The organism is Methanogenium cariaci JCM 10550, from assembly GCF_001315945.1.
GTDB lineage: Archaea > Halobacteriota > Methanomicrobia > Methanomicrobiales > Methanomicrobiaceae > Methanogenium > Methanogenium cariaci.
Window position 1 is genome coordinate 47,389 of the sequence record NZ_BBBG01000014.1, and the last position, 13,424, is coordinate 60,812.

At 55.9% G+C, this 13,424-nt stretch carries 20 protein-coding genes and 4 pseudogenes; 11 read left to right on the forward strand and 13 right to left on the reverse strand.

Going from position 1 to position 13,424, the window contains the following annotated elements; translation table 11 throughout:
• The first annotated feature begins 43 nt into the window (after nt 1-43).
• The 3 genes and pseudogenes from JCM10550_RS17315 to JCM10550_RS11430 all read left to right on the forward strand — a co-directional run bounded on the left by JCM10550_RS17315 (nt 44) and on the right by JCM10550_RS11430 (nt 2,650).
• Nucleotides 44-890, forward strand: a pseudogene (locus tag JCM10550_RS17315) (cation diffusion facilitator family transporter).
• A gap of 99 nt (nt 891-989) precedes the next feature.
• Nucleotides 990-1,919 (forward strand): cation diffusion facilitator family transporter, encoded by a 930-nt coding sequence (locus JCM10550_RS11425; protein WP_083475473.1) that lies wholly within the window; start codon nt 990-992, stop codon nt 1,917-1,919.
• A 23-nt stretch (nt 1,920-1,942) separates the two neighbouring features.
• Complete coding sequence (locus tag JCM10550_RS11430) at nt 1,943-2,650, forward strand: arsenate reductase ArsC (protein WP_172673874.1); 708 nt, start codon at nt 1,943-1,945, stop codon at nt 2,648-2,650.
• Between the two features lie 436 nt (nt 2,651-3,086).
• Here the strand turns inward: JCM10550_RS11430 and JCM10550_RS11435 are convergent, their stop codons facing one another.
• Complete coding sequence (locus JCM10550_RS11435) at nt 3,087-3,314, reverse strand: hypothetical protein (RefSeq protein ID WP_218185194.1); 228 nt, start codon at nt 3,312-3,314, stop codon at nt 3,087-3,089.
• On the opposite strand from JCM10550_RS11435, the gene JCM10550_RS11440 reads away from it, so the two are divergent.
• Together JCM10550_RS11440 and JCM10550_RS11445 are read left to right on the forward strand one after the other, a co-directional pair.
• A complete protein-coding gene (locus tag JCM10550_RS11440) occupies nt 3,304-3,606 on the forward strand; it encodes a hypothetical protein (protein ID WP_062399277.1) in 303 nt (100 codons plus the stop codon). The two genes, JCM10550_RS11435 and JCM10550_RS11440, sit on opposite strands and share 11 nt — an antisense overlap.
• Entirely contained in the window at nt 3,591-3,797 is a 207-nt protein-coding gene (locus JCM10550_RS11445) for a helix-turn-helix transcriptional regulator (protein WP_062399279.1), read from the forward strand. Before JCM10550_RS11440 ends, JCM10550_RS11445 begins: the two co-directional genes overlap by 16 nt.
• Nucleotides 3,798-3,865: 68 nt before the next feature.
• On the opposite strand, the gene JCM10550_RS18905 is transcribed toward JCM10550_RS11445, so the two are convergent.
• Nucleotides 3,866-4,033, reverse strand: a complete 168-nt coding sequence (locus JCM10550_RS18905; RefSeq protein WP_157200202.1) for a hypothetical protein — start codon at nt 4,031-4,033, stop codon at nt 3,866-3,868.
• A 57-nt stretch (nt 4,034-4,090) separates the two neighbouring features.
• Here JCM10550_RS18905 and JCM10550_RS17320 point away from each other — a divergent pair, with 57 nt between their 5' ends.
• The 5 genes and pseudogenes from JCM10550_RS17320 to JCM10550_RS11475 all read left to right on the forward strand — a co-directional run bounded on the left by JCM10550_RS17320 (nt 4,091) and on the right by JCM10550_RS11475 (nt 7,779).
• Nucleotides 4,091-4,732 (forward strand): Yip1 family protein, encoded by a 642-nt coding sequence (locus tag JCM10550_RS17320; protein ID WP_172673875.1) that lies wholly within the window; start codon nt 4,091-4,093, stop codon nt 4,730-4,732.
• Between the two features lie 5 nt (nt 4,733-4,737).
• Nucleotides 4,738-5,052 carry a hypothetical protein gene (locus tag JCM10550_RS11460; protein WP_157200203.1) on the forward strand — a complete coding sequence of 105 codons (315 nt, stop codon included), beginning with the start codon at nt 4,738-4,740 and terminating at the stop codon, nt 5,050-5,052.
• 89 nt (nt 5,053-5,141) lie between these two features.
• Complete coding sequence (locus JCM10550_RS11465) at nt 5,142-5,909, forward strand: hypothetical protein (RefSeq protein ID WP_157200204.1); 768 nt, start codon at nt 5,142-5,144, stop codon at nt 5,907-5,909.
• Nucleotides 5,894-6,620 (forward strand): annotated as a pseudogene (locus JCM10550_RS11470) (ABC transporter ATP-binding protein). The gene JCM10550_RS11465 and the pseudogene JCM10550_RS11470 overlap by 16 nt, the downstream one beginning before the upstream one ends.
• Nucleotides 6,617-7,779 (forward strand): annotated as a pseudogene (locus JCM10550_RS11475) (ABC transporter permease). Before JCM10550_RS11470 ends, JCM10550_RS11475 begins: the two co-directional pseudogenes overlap by 4 nt.
• A 15-nt stretch (nt 7,780-7,794) precedes the next feature.
• Here the strand turns inward: JCM10550_RS11475 and JCM10550_RS11480 are convergent.
• From JCM10550_RS11480 to JCM10550_RS11490, 4 genes are all read right to left on the reverse strand, one after another.
• Nucleotides 7,795-8,007, reverse strand: coding sequence for a hypothetical protein (locus tag JCM10550_RS11480; RefSeq protein ID WP_062399297.1), 213 nt, complete (start codon nt 8,005-8,007; stop codon nt 7,795-7,797).
• A 113-nt stretch (nt 8,008-8,120) separates the two neighbouring features.
• The gene (locus tag JCM10550_RS18910; protein WP_157200205.1) at nt 8,121-8,357 is read right to left on the reverse strand and encodes a DUF2953 domain-containing protein; all 237 of its coding nucleotides are present in this window, start codon (nt 8,355-8,357) and stop codon (nt 8,121-8,123) included.
• A complete protein-coding gene (locus tag JCM10550_RS11485; protein ID WP_062399299.1) occupies nt 8,291-8,713 on the reverse strand; it encodes a hypothetical protein in 423 nt (140 codons plus the stop codon). Before JCM10550_RS11485 ends, JCM10550_RS18910 begins: the two co-directional genes overlap by 67 nt.
• 26 nt (nt 8,714-8,739) lie before the next feature.
• Nucleotides 8,740-9,204, reverse strand: a complete 465-nt coding sequence (locus JCM10550_RS11490; protein ID WP_062399300.1) for a GerW family sporulation protein — start codon at nt 9,202-9,204, stop codon at nt 8,740-8,742.
• Nucleotides 9,205-9,387: 183 nt separating this feature from the next.
• Between JCM10550_RS11490 and JCM10550_RS11495 the strand changes: the two are divergent.
• Nucleotides 9,388-10,052, forward strand: a pseudogene (locus JCM10550_RS11495) (MarC family protein).
• Between the two features lie 68 nt (nt 10,053-10,120).
• On the opposite strand, the gene JCM10550_RS11500 reads toward JCM10550_RS11495, so the two are convergent.
• The 7 genes from JCM10550_RS11500 to JCM10550_RS11515 all read right to left on the reverse strand — a co-directional run bounded on the left by JCM10550_RS11500 (nt 10,121) and on the right by JCM10550_RS11515 (nt 12,879).
• Entirely contained in the window at nt 10,121-10,723 is a 603-nt protein-coding gene (locus JCM10550_RS11500) for a DUF2115 domain-containing protein (protein WP_062399302.1), read from the reverse strand.
• Entirely contained in the window at nt 10,723-11,091 is a 369-nt protein-coding gene (locus tag JCM10550_RS23115) for a hypothetical protein (RefSeq protein ID WP_245619094.1), read from the reverse strand. Before JCM10550_RS23115 ends, JCM10550_RS11500 begins: the two co-directional genes overlap by 1 nt.
• Nucleotides 11,001-11,321, reverse strand: coding sequence for a hypothetical protein (locus JCM10550_RS23120; protein ID WP_245619096.1), 321 nt, complete (start codon nt 11,319-11,321; stop codon nt 11,001-11,003). Before JCM10550_RS23120 ends, JCM10550_RS23115 begins: the two co-directional genes overlap by 91 nt.
• Nucleotides 11,321-11,983, reverse strand: coding sequence for a hypothetical protein (locus tag JCM10550_RS23125; protein WP_245619098.1), 663 nt, complete (start codon nt 11,981-11,983; stop codon nt 11,321-11,323). The genes JCM10550_RS23120 and JCM10550_RS23125 overlap by 1 nt, the downstream gene beginning before the upstream one ends.
• Before the next feature lie 152 nt (nt 11,984-12,135).
• Entirely contained in the window at nt 12,136-12,285 is a 150-nt protein-coding gene (locus JCM10550_RS23130) for a hypothetical protein (RefSeq protein ID WP_245619100.1), read from the reverse strand.
• 38 nt (nt 12,286-12,323) lie between these two features.
• Nucleotides 12,324-12,665, reverse strand: a complete 342-nt coding sequence (locus tag JCM10550_RS11510; RefSeq protein ID WP_157200207.1) for a hypothetical protein — start codon at nt 12,663-12,665, stop codon at nt 12,324-12,326.
• A complete protein-coding gene (locus JCM10550_RS11515) occupies nt 12,610-12,879 on the reverse strand; it encodes a hypothetical protein (protein ID WP_172673876.1) in 270 nt (89 codons plus the stop codon). Before JCM10550_RS11515 ends, JCM10550_RS11510 begins: the two co-directional genes overlap by 56 nt.
• Nucleotides 12,880-13,424 lie beyond the last annotated feature (545 nt).

Genomic DNA, 13,424 nt, shown 5'->3' on the forward strand with positions numbered 1-13,424 from the left:
CACTCTTGTTCTGAACATATCCGTCTCCGTTGCAAAGGGAGTGGTGGGTGCGTGGGCAGGCTCGGTGAGTATGGTTGCAGATGCAGCCCACTCGCTCTTTGATTCTGTCTCCAACATTGTCGGTCTGGTTGTGGTCCGTTTCTCCGGCATGCCCCCCCCTGACGGGGAACATCCCTATGGCCACGGCAGATATGAGACCATAGGGGCACTCTTTGTCGGCGCCCTCCTCTTCCTTACGACCGGTATCGTTGCCTGGGAGGCATTCGGACGGTTCCTGTCGGGAGCAGTGCCGGAGATCACCCTGCTCACGGTCGCGGTGATGCTTGCCACCATCGGTATCAACCTCGGCGTTACTCTCTATGAACACCGGGTGGGGGGAAAAAAGAGGGGGGAGTGCCTTTCTGCTCGCTGACGCGAAACATACCTTCAGTGATGTCGCCGTCTCCATATCGGTTCTCGTCGGGTTCTTCTTTATTCGTCTGGGCTATCCGGTGGCTGATGCCGTGGTCGGTTTTGTGATCGCTCTTTTGATCGGGAGGATGGGCGTTGGAGTGGTGAAAGATGCGATGGGTGTTCTCATCGACACCCCCCCGCCTGATATTGATTATGAACGGTTTTCTGTGATCATCCAAAACACGCCGGGAGTGGTCGGGTATCATGATCTCCGGTGCCGGGGAAAGCCCGGTGAGATATTTTGCGATTTCCACATCATTGTTGATGCTGGTATCACGGTGCGGGAAGGACATGAGATTGCAGACCAGGTGCGTGACCGCCTCATTGCCGAGTACGCAGGCGTCACGGATGTGCTCATCCACACCGACCCTGACGATGGCTCATGTATACCGACAGACCTGCCGCCGCACCGGCGTCCCGGTGGCGGACAGGGCTGAATCCCGCAAAAAACCCATCCGTTTTGCTCTACGGGAAACTCTGCGTTGCACCGTAAGAAAGCCTTATCTGATGCCGATTCAGAACTATTCTGATTATCTGTGAATTACCCGCGTGTCCGCAGGACTCTCATTCTCACCTTTTTCCTGAACCTGTGCGTATCCCTTGCAAAAGGGATCGTCGGGGCGCTTGCCGGTTCGGTGAGTATGGTGGCTGATGCGGTTCACTCGCTCTTTGATTCCGTCTCCAACATCGTGGGCCTCATCAGTATCTACGTCGCCGACGCTCCCCCCCCGGATCCCCCCCGGCACCAGTACGGCCACGGCAAGTTTGAGACCATTGGCACGATGGTGGTGGGGGGGACGCTCCTGCTGATCACCGCGGTTGTTGTCGGATACGAGGGGTTCGGCCGGTTCTTCTCCGGAGCGGTACCTGATATACAGCCGCTCACCGTTGCGGTGATGGTCGTCACCATCGGGGTGAATATCACCATCACCCTCTATGAACGCCGCGTGGGCAGAGAAGAGAACAGTTCATTTCTGCTGGCTGATTCACAGCACACCGCAAGCGACATTCTTGTCTCACTCTCTGTTCTGGGCGGGTTTGCCTTCGTCTGTCTGGGGTATCCGGTCGCCGATGCCATCATCGCACTTGGGATTGCGGTTCTCATCGCAAAGATGGGGATGGAAATCCTCTATAATGCGCTGGAGGTGCTTGCCGATGCATCCGCTCCGATGGATTATGACAGAATTGATGTGATTATGCAGACCACCGCAGGCGTTTACAGCTACCATGATTTCCGCTGCCGGGGGGGAAAACCGGGCGAAATATTTTGTGATTTGCATGTCGTGGTCGACCCGGAGATCACCGTCCGTGAGGCCCATCTCATCGGCAACCGGGTCCGCGATCGCATGAAGGCCGAGGTGGAAGGGGGGGTGGTGGATGTTATGGTGCATATCGACCCGTTCTTTGGGAATGCCGGGCCAGCGGAAGCAGAGAAAGATAATGGTGATGATAGAATACAACGATAATTATGGGGGGGAGATATACCATCATGACACAGGAGATTCTTTTTGTCTGCAATCATAATGCAGGCAGGTCACAGATGGCCGAGGCATATCTGAATGCCCGCTATAGGGACCGGTATGCTGCCTTCTCGGCAGGCAACTATCCCAGTGCATCAATGAGCGAATATACGGTCCGGGTGATGGAGGAAGCAGGCATACCGATGACAGGGCATGCACCGAAATCGCTTGCCGAGTTCATGGACCGACAGTTTGACACTATTGCCCGGCTCTGCGACTGCTCGGGCACCTGTCCGGTATTGCCTTCTGCCCGCCGGGTGATTGACCACCCGATCTCTGACCCCCCCTCACGATTTGTGGGGGATGACGGTGATATCATCGAGGGATTCCGGGAAGTGCGTGACGAGGTCTTTGCATGGGTGGACGAGACCTTCGGTGCCGCTGCAACAGGAGTTGCCATCACCTGGCAGCGACCGGACGGACCGATGCCCCCCCCTGTTGTGCTCTGTTCTGATACCAACCGCCCATTGCAGGAGGTCATCCGTGACATCCGGTCTCTGCTGGAAAAGCGAGGTATTCCCTGCACGATCACAGAAGAAAACGGTCCGATGCAGCTCTCCTTTAATGGAGTGCCCTTCGAAAAGATTGTCCCCCCCTCTACGTGCCCAAGACCTGTTCGATGTGCGGCAGCTGTGACGGATCCGAGGGGGGGAGTGTTCGGGCGGCAGGCGCTATGAGGGCATCCCTGAGTCCGTGGTCCGCCTTGCTGCGATGCGGGCGGCCGGGCTGAAATAATCCGGACGTTCCTTTTTCCATTTTTTCTGTTCCTTGTGGTGCTGGCCGCAGGATGGTAGATATTCTGGAAGTCAGCTCGTATGCATTTTATTTTTAGGATCTGTTGGAGAAATTAGGATGTCACATGGTTGGTGTCTGGATATTTGCTTTAATTATCTGAAGTCTTCACCGAATTATAGAAGTCCCTCCCCCCCCTGTTGTAATATCAGATGCCGGATAGGTATTTATGTGCGTAATATCCAACAATATGTTAGAATAGTATAACATTATGTTAGGTGGATCTCATATGAATGAAAAAATAACATGACAAAAATGTGGTGGGGGGGCATAGCATTTGGCCTCCTGGCTATCGCGGCTGCCGTTGCAGCCTGGTTAATCTCAGGAGGTACGGCAGATACTCAGGCCCTTGCCATCTTGGTAGTCCTCGGAATTTTGATGATTGTCCTGACTGTGGTGAAAGTCCATGCAGGACGCCGCTATTTCCTTGTCATGACTGTACTGGGTGCGGGGGGGATGGTGGTGGTAGGTCTTCTCGGAATTATCTCGGGCGCTATCCCTGAAGAGGGGGGGCTCCCTTATCACCGGCGGATTTATCATGGCATTCATTGGCGGTCTCTGGCTTGTACGCTCAGAGGACAAACGGATCGTTGATGAACGCTCACAGAAAATTGGCAGTTACGGGACAGCATACTCCTGGTATGTCACCTTCATGGCAGTCATTCTCTTCTTCTGGATGGATATGCTGGATCTGTTGAAGGTGCAGATATCAACTATCCTTGGCGTACTGATGTTTCTGATGATAGGATCCGCCCTCTTCTTCCAGTGGTATTACAACCGGCGGGGGGGGACGTCTACTGATGAAAAATGGGGGGGGATGGTTGTGTGCAGACACGCATGAAGGAATTTCGGGCCCGGACGAACATGACGCAGGCAGCTCTTGCGGAGGCGGTTGGCGTCCGGCGTGAGACCATCGTCTTTCTCGAGAAGGGGAAGTACAATCCATCACTCAGGCTTGCCTGGCAGGTTGCACGGACTCTCGGGACATCCGTTGATGAACTCTTCATATTTGGGGGGGAGGAGGATGAATGAATTGTAATGCACCCGTTTCAGAGATCATCGTACACAAAGAGGATCTCGTCATCGGTGATCTCCTGTTCCTATTCATTGTACGTTGCCGGTATTGCCTGCAACGCGGCATATACGTGGAATGCACCGATGGAGCAGCCAGCGATGAGTGCAAGAAAGAATGGGGGGGCGAAAAATGTGAGAAAGATGATTATGGATATGCCGATGCCTGCGATCCCTGCCATCTGCATTCGCTTCATAATGTACAACCCCCAACCTGTGAATATATTAGTTTGTGAGGAAAATCAATGAGTATTATGATGAATATTGCCGATCTTTTACTTCGGCCGGCGGCCTTTTTTCCCGGCCACCTTGAGGGAGATAAACCGGATCTGAAGATGCCGTTAGCGATTGTAGTGCTCTCGGGAATTGTGGGCGCTGTCTGCCGCGTATATGTCCTCGGTGACGATGGCAATGATGCCGTCAGGTATGGAAGGACTGGGTTCGATCATCGCTGGCGTCGGTGCTGTCTTTGCGTTCATTGGTGCGATTATCTTCTGGATCATCGTTGCCGCGGTCTTCCATGGCATCTCCGCACTGCGGGGGGGAGGAAAGGGGGGGATTTCCAGCGCACCCTTGCGGTCGTAGGATACGGCAGCCTGCCGATGGTATTCGGGAGTATTATCTCCGGGATAATTGTCTACGTCTCGCTCTCCGGTGCAGACATACGGCCAATATCCGACCCGATGCAGGCCAGTGCCGTCGTAACGGAGCTCACGTCAACACCTTCGATGATGATGGCAACCGTTATATCAATCCTCTTTGTTTTATGGAGTGCGAACATCTGGGTGTTTGGTATGCAGGAAGCACGAAACCTCTCCGGAAAAGACGCCCTGATAACGGTCGGCATCCCGGTCGTCATCTACTGCCTGATTCTTTCCCTTACCTATATTGGATGATTCAAATGAAATACAAAAATCTGATACCCGTCCTTTTTGTTTTGCTGGCATGCTGTATTCTCCCGGTGACAGCGGCTGATTCCTCAATCACGGTTGAGGGTCAGCTTGGTGTTACCAATGTGGTCATTGACCCCCCCGGGGTGTTCATGTATGGCGACAGTGGCACCGTCAAGGTTTCCGTGACGAACACCGGCACAACGCCTGTTGCCATCGCACGGGCAAAACTCTATTCCAGTGAACTTGACGTTGAGGGAGATGAGAACTATGGGTCCGTCGGGTCTATCGGTCCGGGCAATAGCTGGATTTCACCTTTACGATAACGGCAGATGCACCAGACGGCATCTACTACCCGCTCTTCTACCTTGACCTGCGGGATGCCTCCAGTCTGCGTTACCGTGTGCCGGTCAAAGTGGAGAACTCAGGGCTCTCCCTCTCGGTAACTGACCAGCCGGATGCCTTTACCTCCGGGAAAAAGGAGGACGTCACGATCATGGTCGGAAACCCACGGGAGAACACTGTGAACGGGGGGGTTGTGATCACCCCGGAGACAAACGGCTATGAGACGACCGAGACTTCGCACTTCATCGGCATCCTTGCGCCCGACCAGGCGGCTGAAGCGACCTTTTCTGTCACGCCCTATACGGAGGATGCGATGGAGTTCACCGTTCATTACCGGAACGGGATGAATGATCATGAAATCACCACGTCGGTGCCGGTCGTCTTCGGCATCGACCGTAAACAGGCGGAGGCCGTGCTCAACAACATTCAGGTGAAACCGGAAGGGGGGGATCACTATATCATCACCGGTGATGTCACCAATGCCGGGCTGGAAGATGCGAAGTCAGTGGTGGTTACCACCGCATCGCCGGCGACTCCCGTCGACCCCCCCTATCGCTCCTATGTGATCGGTGCCCTCGAACCGGATGACTTTGCAAGCTTTGAAGCGACCTTCTCGGTTGAATCGGGCACCAAGGAGATTACCCTTGTCACGAGCTATAAGGATAAGGATGGCAACCGCTACTCGGACGAGATCGGTGTACCGCTCAGCTCCGCTGCAATCCCTGACAACAGCAGGCCTGTCGCGAATGATGACCTGCCTCTCGTCTGGATTGTGATCGTTATCATCTGTGCGGCGGTTGTTGCCGGCGTCATCTACTACTCATGGAAGAAGAAGTGAACACCCCCCCGGACTGTGCCAAAACGCTTCCCAAGGATGCGGTCATCCGACTGGAAGAGGCAACAAAGGTCTATTCCCTGCCCTTTGGTGATGTGGTGGCACTGGACAGGGTCTGTATCGCGGTGATGCCGGGAGAGTTTATCGCCATTATGGGACCCTCCGGTTCCGGCAAATCCACTCTCCTGAACCTCATCGGCAGTCTGGATGTCCCGACATCAGGGGGATCTCTATATTGATGGCCGTGACACCCGCAGCCTCTCGGATGACGAACTCACCGAGCTGCGGCGGGACCGCATCGGATTTATCTTCCAGCAGTTCAATCTGATCCCGCTGTTAACCGTTCTTGAGAACGTGGAGTATCCCATGATTCTCAAGAGCCGGCAGGCGGTGAAGAACAATTCCCGGGCCCGGGATCTTCTGCTGAAGGTTGGGCTCACCGAACAGATGCTCGCCCACAAGCCGAAAGAGCTCTCCGGCGGGCAGCAGCAGCGGGTGGCCATCGCCCGGGCACTCATCAATGACCCCGCAATTCTGCTCTGTGATGAACCGACGGGGGGGAATCTGGACCAGGCGACCGGGCGGTTGATCATGGACATGCTTCTGGAAGTGAACCGCCGGGGGGGCAAGACTATCATCATGGTCACGCATGATGCCGACATCGCGGCCTATGCAGGCCGTACCATTACCATCGTGGACGGGAAGGTTGCATGATATTCTTTGAGATCTCCAAACGCAATATCCGCCTGAACTGGCTACGCTCGTTTCTCGCGGCAGCAGGCATTGTGATCGGTGTGGTTGCGATCTCCTCCATGGGCATTCTTGCAGTTCTCTTACGCTCTCGGTCACGGATTCCCTCTCAACGGTGGGTGATTCGGTCATCGTTATTCCGGTCGTCGGGTCTCCCGGCCAGAATATGGTGACGACTGATGCCCGTATCACGGATCGGCAGCTCCAGCAAATTGTCCGGGTGGTCGCCCCCCCAATGACGCGGTACCTATCTACACCGGTGCGGACCGGATTGAGATCGGGCCGGATAAGACTGTGGTCTCCCTCTATGGTATCAGCCTGAGCAGATCCCTCTGATGGTCGATATCGCCGATGGCATTGTCCCCCCCCGCAGCACCAGTGGTGCCCTTGCCGGTGCCACACTTGCAGACGAGTATGATCTGAAGACCGGCAGCCGGGTGAGGGTCGGCAATGAGACCGTGCGCATTACAGGTATTCTTGAGGAGCAGGGCATGGGCTTTGATATCAACCCGGACAATGCACTCATCGTCTCCGACCGGTGGTACTCCACGGTTTACGACCAGGACGACTATGACCAGGTCATCGTCAAGGTGCGTGACATCAATGACATCGACGCGGTCAAACTCGCGATTGAACGGGCACTCAACCGGAGGGACGATGAGGTGACGGTCTACGACACCCGTATGATCCTCGAGATGATCGTAGAGACCTTTAACCAGATCTCTCTCTTCACAACCGCCATCGGCGGCATCTCCCTTCTGGTCGCGGGCGTCTCCATCTTTAATGTCCAGATGATGTCTGTCACCGAACGCATCAAGGAGATAGGCATCATCCGGAGTATCGGGACAAAGCGTTCGGAGGTGATGCGGATGTTTCTTTACGAGGCGTTTATCCTGGGTCTGCTCGGATCCTGTATCGGTGGGGGGGTCCTCTCCTTTGCAGGCGGATATATCGCCGTCTCCGTCATGCTGCAGGACGCGTCCTATCTCTTCTATCCGGAGACGCTCTTCTATATCCCCCCCTACGGATGGGTATCGGGCTTCTTGTCACTCTCATATCCGGCCTGTATCCGGCATGGAAGGCGGCAAATCTCAACCCGATTGAGGCGCTCCGGTTTGAGTAAAACAGAATATTTTTCCTATTTTTTTGGTCGTTCCGGAGATTTCTCCGGGAAGACCGGGTGCAGCGTCTGCAGCGCCGGGTGGGCGCTCACCAGTTCGTCCCACCATGCATATGACCCGGTGAACGAGATGATGGAGAGGTGGGTGCCTGCGTGCATCAAAAGACCGAGGGGAACTTTTTCTCCCGTGGCCCCCCCTCCAGGAAACACGGTTGAGCGGCTTTGGAACACGGGAATGATGGTTACCCCCGGCCTGCGTGTAGGGGGGGCCGTCAATTCCGATTTTTGTTTTCATCCGCTTCTCACCATCTTCCATACCGCGGGGGGGTGACGGATTATTCGGATCACCGGCGGAACAAGCGAGAGGGGGGGTGAGCAATCCGTATGGCTCCTTCTGCCTCACCTTCGATCACGTGTTCATCAAATTCGGCCTGGGCGGCAAGGGATACTTTTCCTCCGGTCGCCATCAGCATGCCGCGTATGGCCATCAGAAAGCCAAAGACTTCCCCCCCGGTCAGGGCGGCATCACCCAGCCCGAACCTGAGGGTGGCCCGCAGGTGGTCGATTGCAATTTGGTGCAAAATCGGGCCGACCTGCGGCAGCACCGCATCCGCGATGCCGATGATATCGGGTGCCGGTTTCCCTTCCTCTTCTTTCTCCTCTTCCTCCGGGGGGGTTCTGTTGGAACGGTCTCGGGCAAAACCCGTGTGAATGTCCGTCCGAAAAGGGATACTTCAACGGTGGACTCATCCGGGACACGTGCATGCAAAGAGACGATTCCCCACTCTGCACAGAATCCGAAGAGGAGTGTCGGTCTGTTCTGGCAGAGTTCGGCCCGGCCGCTCAGGTTCACCGGCACCGCCCAGAGAATGATCAGCAGGGCTGCAATGAATACGATGACAAGCACCGCTGCAATGAGAAGAATCCCGTATATCATAAAAAGAAGGATGGGGAATGTCCCGGTTATGCGGTCTTTGTCTCTTCCGGCACTTCAGCCGGGCCTTCGGGCACCACGGGTGTTTCCGGTTCGCTCTTTTTTGTCATCGCCTTCAGGGTCTCGGTCACCTGTGGCAGGACGTTCTCACCGATGGTGGCAATGGCCTCCGATATGGCGGTGTGTTTCTTGAGCGAGATCACCTGCACGCTTTCGATTCCCGTCAGTTTCTTGTGCAGGATGATGAGTGCCACCGGGGAGACGCCACCCCCCCCGGCTCCGGCTCCGGCCCCCCCTTCGCCGCTGCCTTCGCCCTTCGTTGCATCTTTCCCGCTCCCTTTCATCATTCCACCGCCGAATCCGAACCCGAATGAGGCAATGGGGGGGATGATGACCTTGTCCCCTGCATCGATGGCATCGCCCATGATGGTATTGGCATTGATGAGACTGTCCAGTTCATCGGTTGCCAGTTTAAAGAAGTCTTCTCCTGACATGTATATTACCAGCCTTAGATATATTCGGGTAGGTGTTATAGTTTCCGCACCCCCGTATGTTGGGCGGCCGGTGCGGATCACGACAGATATATACCCTGCCGAAAATACTCAACGTTCAGACCCCGGAGTGGATGAACAATCGCAGCTGATCTCTATATTACCTTCTTTTTTGCCCTGATGGCCATGCTCAACCCCCCCCTGAATAAGATCCCGGTATTCCTTGCGGAAACAAAGCAGTTCTCCCCCCCGAAACTGCGCCGGGGGGGCCTTGCGGTCACGCTCTCCGTTGCCGTCTTTGTGATGCTCGTCATATCATATTTTGCGGGCCGCTTCATCCTGCAGATATTCTCGATATCCCTGCCTGCCTTCCAGATCGCAGGGGGGGGCCTCGTGATCATCGTCTACGGTCTGCGGATGACACTGGAAAAAACGGTGATCCCGGATGTTGGGGGGGATGAAGAGGATGATGGGTTTTCCTATGATTTCGACGAGGCCGGTCGGCATCTCGGGGAAATCATCGTCCCCCCCTTGGGTGTGCCTCTCATCGTCGGACCGGGAACAATGACAACGGTGATTCTCTACTCCGATATCGTGACCGATTTTGGCGGCCTGATCTTCTTCCATCTGCTGATGCTGGTGGGAACCGTGATCACGGGAGTTGTCCTCCTCTTCTCCGATCCCATTCGGCAGCGCCTGGGCAAAAACGGCTGGAGATCATGACGCGTATCATGGGCCTTCTTCTGATTGCCATCGCCATTCAGTTTATCCTTGACGGCACCGGTGCTGCGGCAAGCACCTGGCTCTCTGCCGGTCTGTCATCCATTCTGAACGGGACAGTGCCTGCCTGAATGACTGTCCCATCCAAACCACATGATCTGCCGGATGAGCTGTTTCGGACCCGCAGTTTTTTCTGTGGTCAGAGGTTGTCAGGGTCCTGCAGGGCCGGGCAGAAGTTGCATATCGAGTGCCAGATCTCCTCTTCCTTGTCCCGGATGGCACAGTAATACTGACCATTCTTTTGGTGCACTGTGAACCCGCCGGGAAACGGTGTTCCCTCAGGGTGGCCGGGTTCATCGCAGACATACATCGCAAACGCGGAGAGCAGATAATAAAAAAGCAGGTAAAACGGCACCATTGCCGCATTATCTCCGGGATAGGGTGCTTCCGGTTCGTTCCGGAGGCAGGCGTCCGGGATCATCCGGCAGTAGTTCACAAATGTTTCACGATCCGTAATGGGATCCCGCATTCGTGTCCACGCTCCCATCCGGTCGCATTTCAGGAGGTCATGATACCGCCCAAAGAACCATTTCTCCGCATACGGGCGGAACGCCTCGCGGTAGGGCAGGGGCAGGATATCAACCTCCTGTCTGACCCGTGCACCGATGACCATGAGGTCATAGTGGCCGAACCGTTTCACCTCATGGGCAAGACATGCTCCCAGTTCTCCCTTTGTCTGTGCCGCCTCCATCACCGCTGCGATACGGCGAATCTCCGTCTCCGGAGAGGCGACGGTGCGCATCAGGGCTTCTCCTCTGGAACTTCCCTGCCTCCGGCATGGGTGTAGTGTTCGACCGTGCCGGTGACCACGAGCCTGCCGTCCCGGTATTCCGAAACCGCCCCCCCGTGCCCGCCAAAGATCGTGCAGGTCCGGTGCGTCTCCTCGGTAAACTCCTCTGCCAGCCCGGAGAGGGCATGGCGTTCGGTTCGTGCCAGCTCAGAATCCACGTTCACGGATGTGACGAGGTAGTCCGCATAGGAGTTGTAGCGCCGTCGTTCATCGGTAAGACTCTTAAAGTTCATGAGACTGTCTGCGGTGAAGAGGTATCCTTTCTCCGGGCAGTAGAGCACGAGTTCGCCCACCTGGTGGCCGCCGGGTGTCTCCAGCACCTCGAAGCGAGATCACCGATGATCAGACGGCATACCACGGGGGGGAAGATGGAGCGTCTCTCTTCGGTTTCCGGTCTGATGAGATGGATATTCTCTTCTTTCGGGGGGTTCCACCGGGAGTAGAGGGCGATCATCGTGGTATAGATCTCCTCGATCACCTGATCCTCACTCCGGGATCCCCCCCATGCACGGTTACCGGTCCGGATGATCTCCCGTGTTGCCGGGTGCATCAGGCGGGCACATCAAAGAAACCGCCCGCTCCACAGTGATCCGCATCCCCCCCGTGGGAGGTGATGATCCGGGTCAGCCCTTCCGCGACCGGCAGATTGTATGTGGCAAAGAGTTGCATCACGTCCTGGTGATAGACGGCATAGCCCGTGTCCAGCATCTCAAACCCGTCCAGGGTCTGGAAAAGGTAGATGTTTCCACCGCCGGGGAGCTGGATGGCATAGAGGGTCACCTCTTCCGAGAGGCTCAGTATCTGTACATCCGCATAGAACCCGTCTCCGCAGGTGGCCGCGATGTATTCGCCCGCCTCCAGCACATTCCGGAACACCGCTTTTGGGTCTTCGCCCCCCCGTGCGGTCAGGTCCTGTGCGATGTGATTGATCTCACCGAGGAACTGCAAAAGAAAGTCGTCGTCTTTGGTATCGATGAGGCTGCGCATCTTCTGGGCGAAGCGCAGGTAGAATACCGTGTCATCGAGGCTCTCCCCCCCGGTGCTGTCAAACTCCAGCACCTCGATCGGGTAGCGTGATTTGAGTGCATCGAGAAGCTCTTCGGCGGGGTCACTCTCGCGGACGCTCATGCTGATGGTGACCCGGTCCGGGTGAATGCCCGCGTCATCAAAGGTGATGGATGTGATCTGTGCCCCCCCGGCACCGGTGGTCATTGTCAGAAATTCATTGAGCGCTCCTGATTCATGTGGCAGATGGATGTGAATCTTCAGGGACGCAAAGGTCTCAAGGGTTGTCTGCAGATAGCCGATCTCTGCCAGTCCCCCCCGGCGGATACTCTCGTACTCATCGGGGGGTGGCGGTCACTTCAAAGAAGGCGGTGTGGGGGGGTCGATACCGCGGTCAAAGTGGACCCGGTTGATATTGCCGTTATGCTCGGTGATGATGGCAACACCACGCTGAAGGGCCCCCCGGTACGGGTGGGGGGGATGGTGGTGACAAATGCGTATCGGTTCATAGTTGTATTCCTGTTTTGTTGTTTATGTATCGGTATTTTCAGATGGGACGAAAGAGGATCATCGTCCAGCCGACAGCCTCCCGTCCGAAGAGGATGTATTCGTCCTGTATGGCCTCAAGATATCCGGACAGTTCCGCTGATTCCGGGGGGGCGTCGGGGGGGTGTTCCCGCAGCCATGCAGCCGTGTGGGTCCAGATGCCGGACTCGTAACCGTCCCAGTCTGCCGGTGTTGCATGCCACAGCCACGTTGGCACGAAACCTGCCTCACGCCCGGCGGAGATCAGTTCGTAAAGGGTGCGCACCTCCGGCCATTCACGGGCAAACTCAGGGGGGGGTGCGTGACCCCTCCCAGACCCGGTCACCGAAGAGGAAGGAGCCATTTTCTCCGGCCAGTTCTGCACATCCACGGATGGCCTCATCAGGCCCGCCCCCCCAGCAGTCAACGGATCCAAGGGCGATGACAAGGTCTGCACCCTCCGGGAGAAGGGCTGTCGCCGCATCGCCGCAGGCAAACTCCAGACGATCTGAGAGATTTGCATCGGCAGCAGCAGCCGTGGCTGTCCGGCAGGCGTCCTCCCCGGATGTCGATGCCATATCCGGCACAGCCGTATGCCTCTGCAAGCAGGATGAGTGCCGTCCCGTTGCCGGCCCCGGCATCGATGATGAGGCTCTCTTTTCCGATGCCTGCAGCCCGTCCTGCTTCAAGGATGGCGTTGTCTGTCACCGGGTTCATGTGCCGCAGACTGCCCTGTGTGATATGAATTAGTGTATGTTCGTTCATGGGTATCGGTGGCCGCTCCCGGCCTTTAATGAAAGGTATGTCTGGTATCTGAAAAAAGGGTTGCGAGGATGTGGGGGGGCTCTTCTCTCTCGTACTGATTTCATTCAGGGACAGCTACCCCGATGTCATGATTCCAGGGTGTCCGCGCGAAGAAAACGCTCATTGGTGTTATGCTTTCTTTCTGGGGGTAAAGAATCGTTATCTATGGTATTATCCGATATTTCGGCATATCTTGCTAATTCCGGCTGCTTATGTGGGTATTGCATAATTTCACCCGTTCAATGGATGTGTTTCTGGTAGTCTGTCCGGATTTACTTTATTTTCCAAAAATAGCCTGATATGTGCGTTTTTTAAAAAA

Excerpts from the sequence above, each read along its gene's own strand:
- JCM10550_RS23130 (WP_245619100.1), bottom strand. The coding sequence starts at position 12,285 with ATGAACCGATACGCATTTGTCACCACCATCCCCCCCACCCGTACCGGG.
- JCM10550_RS11440 (WP_062399277.1), top strand. The coding sequence starts at position 3,304 with ATGGCATTCATTGGCGGTCTCTGGCTTGTACGCTCAGAGGACAAACGG.
- JCM10550_RS11430 (WP_172673874.1), top strand. The coding sequence starts at position 1,943 with ATGACACAGGAGATTCTTTTTGTCTGCAATCATAATGCAGGCAGGTCA.
- JCM10550_RS23125 (WP_245619098.1), bottom strand. The coding sequence starts at position 11,983 with ATGACCACCGGTGCCGGGGGGGCACAGATCACATCCATCACCTTTGAT.
- JCM10550_RS11510 (WP_157200207.1), bottom strand. The coding sequence starts at position 12,665 with ATGGCTCCTTCCTCTTCGGTGACCGGGTCTGGGAGGGGTCACGCACCC.
- JCM10550_RS11500 (WP_062399302.1), bottom strand. The coding sequence starts at position 10,723 with ATGCGCACCGTCGCCTCTCCGGAGACGGAGATTCGCCGTATCGCAGCG.
- JCM10550_RS23120 (WP_245619096.1), bottom strand. The coding sequence starts at position 11,321 with ATGCACCCGGCAACACGGGAGATCATCCGGACCGGTAACCGTGCATGG.
- JCM10550_RS11435 (WP_218185194.1), bottom strand. The coding sequence starts at position 3,314 with ATGAATGCCATGATAAATCCGCCGGTGATAAGGGAGCCCCCCCTCTTC.
- JCM10550_RS11515 (WP_172673876.1), bottom strand. The coding sequence starts at position 12,879 with ATGGCATCGACATCCGGGGAGGACGCCTGCCGGACAGCCACGGCTGCT.
- JCM10550_RS17320 (WP_172673875.1), top strand. The coding sequence starts at position 4,091 with ATGATGAATATTGCCGATCTTTTACTTCGGCCGGCGGCCTTTTTTCCC.
- JCM10550_RS11490 (WP_062399300.1), bottom strand. The coding sequence starts at position 9,204 with ATGTCAGGAGAAGACTTCTTTAAACTGGCAACCGATGAACTGGACAGT.
- JCM10550_RS11460 (WP_157200203.1), top strand. The coding sequence starts at position 4,738 with ATGAAATACAAAAATCTGATACCCGTCCTTTTTGTTTTGCTGGCATGC.
- JCM10550_RS18905 (WP_157200202.1), bottom strand. The coding sequence starts at position 4,033 with ATGAAGCGAATGCAGATGGCAGGGATCGCAGGCATCGGCATATCCATA.
- JCM10550_RS11485 (WP_062399299.1), bottom strand. The coding sequence starts at position 8,713 with ATGATATACGGGATTCTTCTCATTGCAGCGGTGCTTGTCATCGTATTC.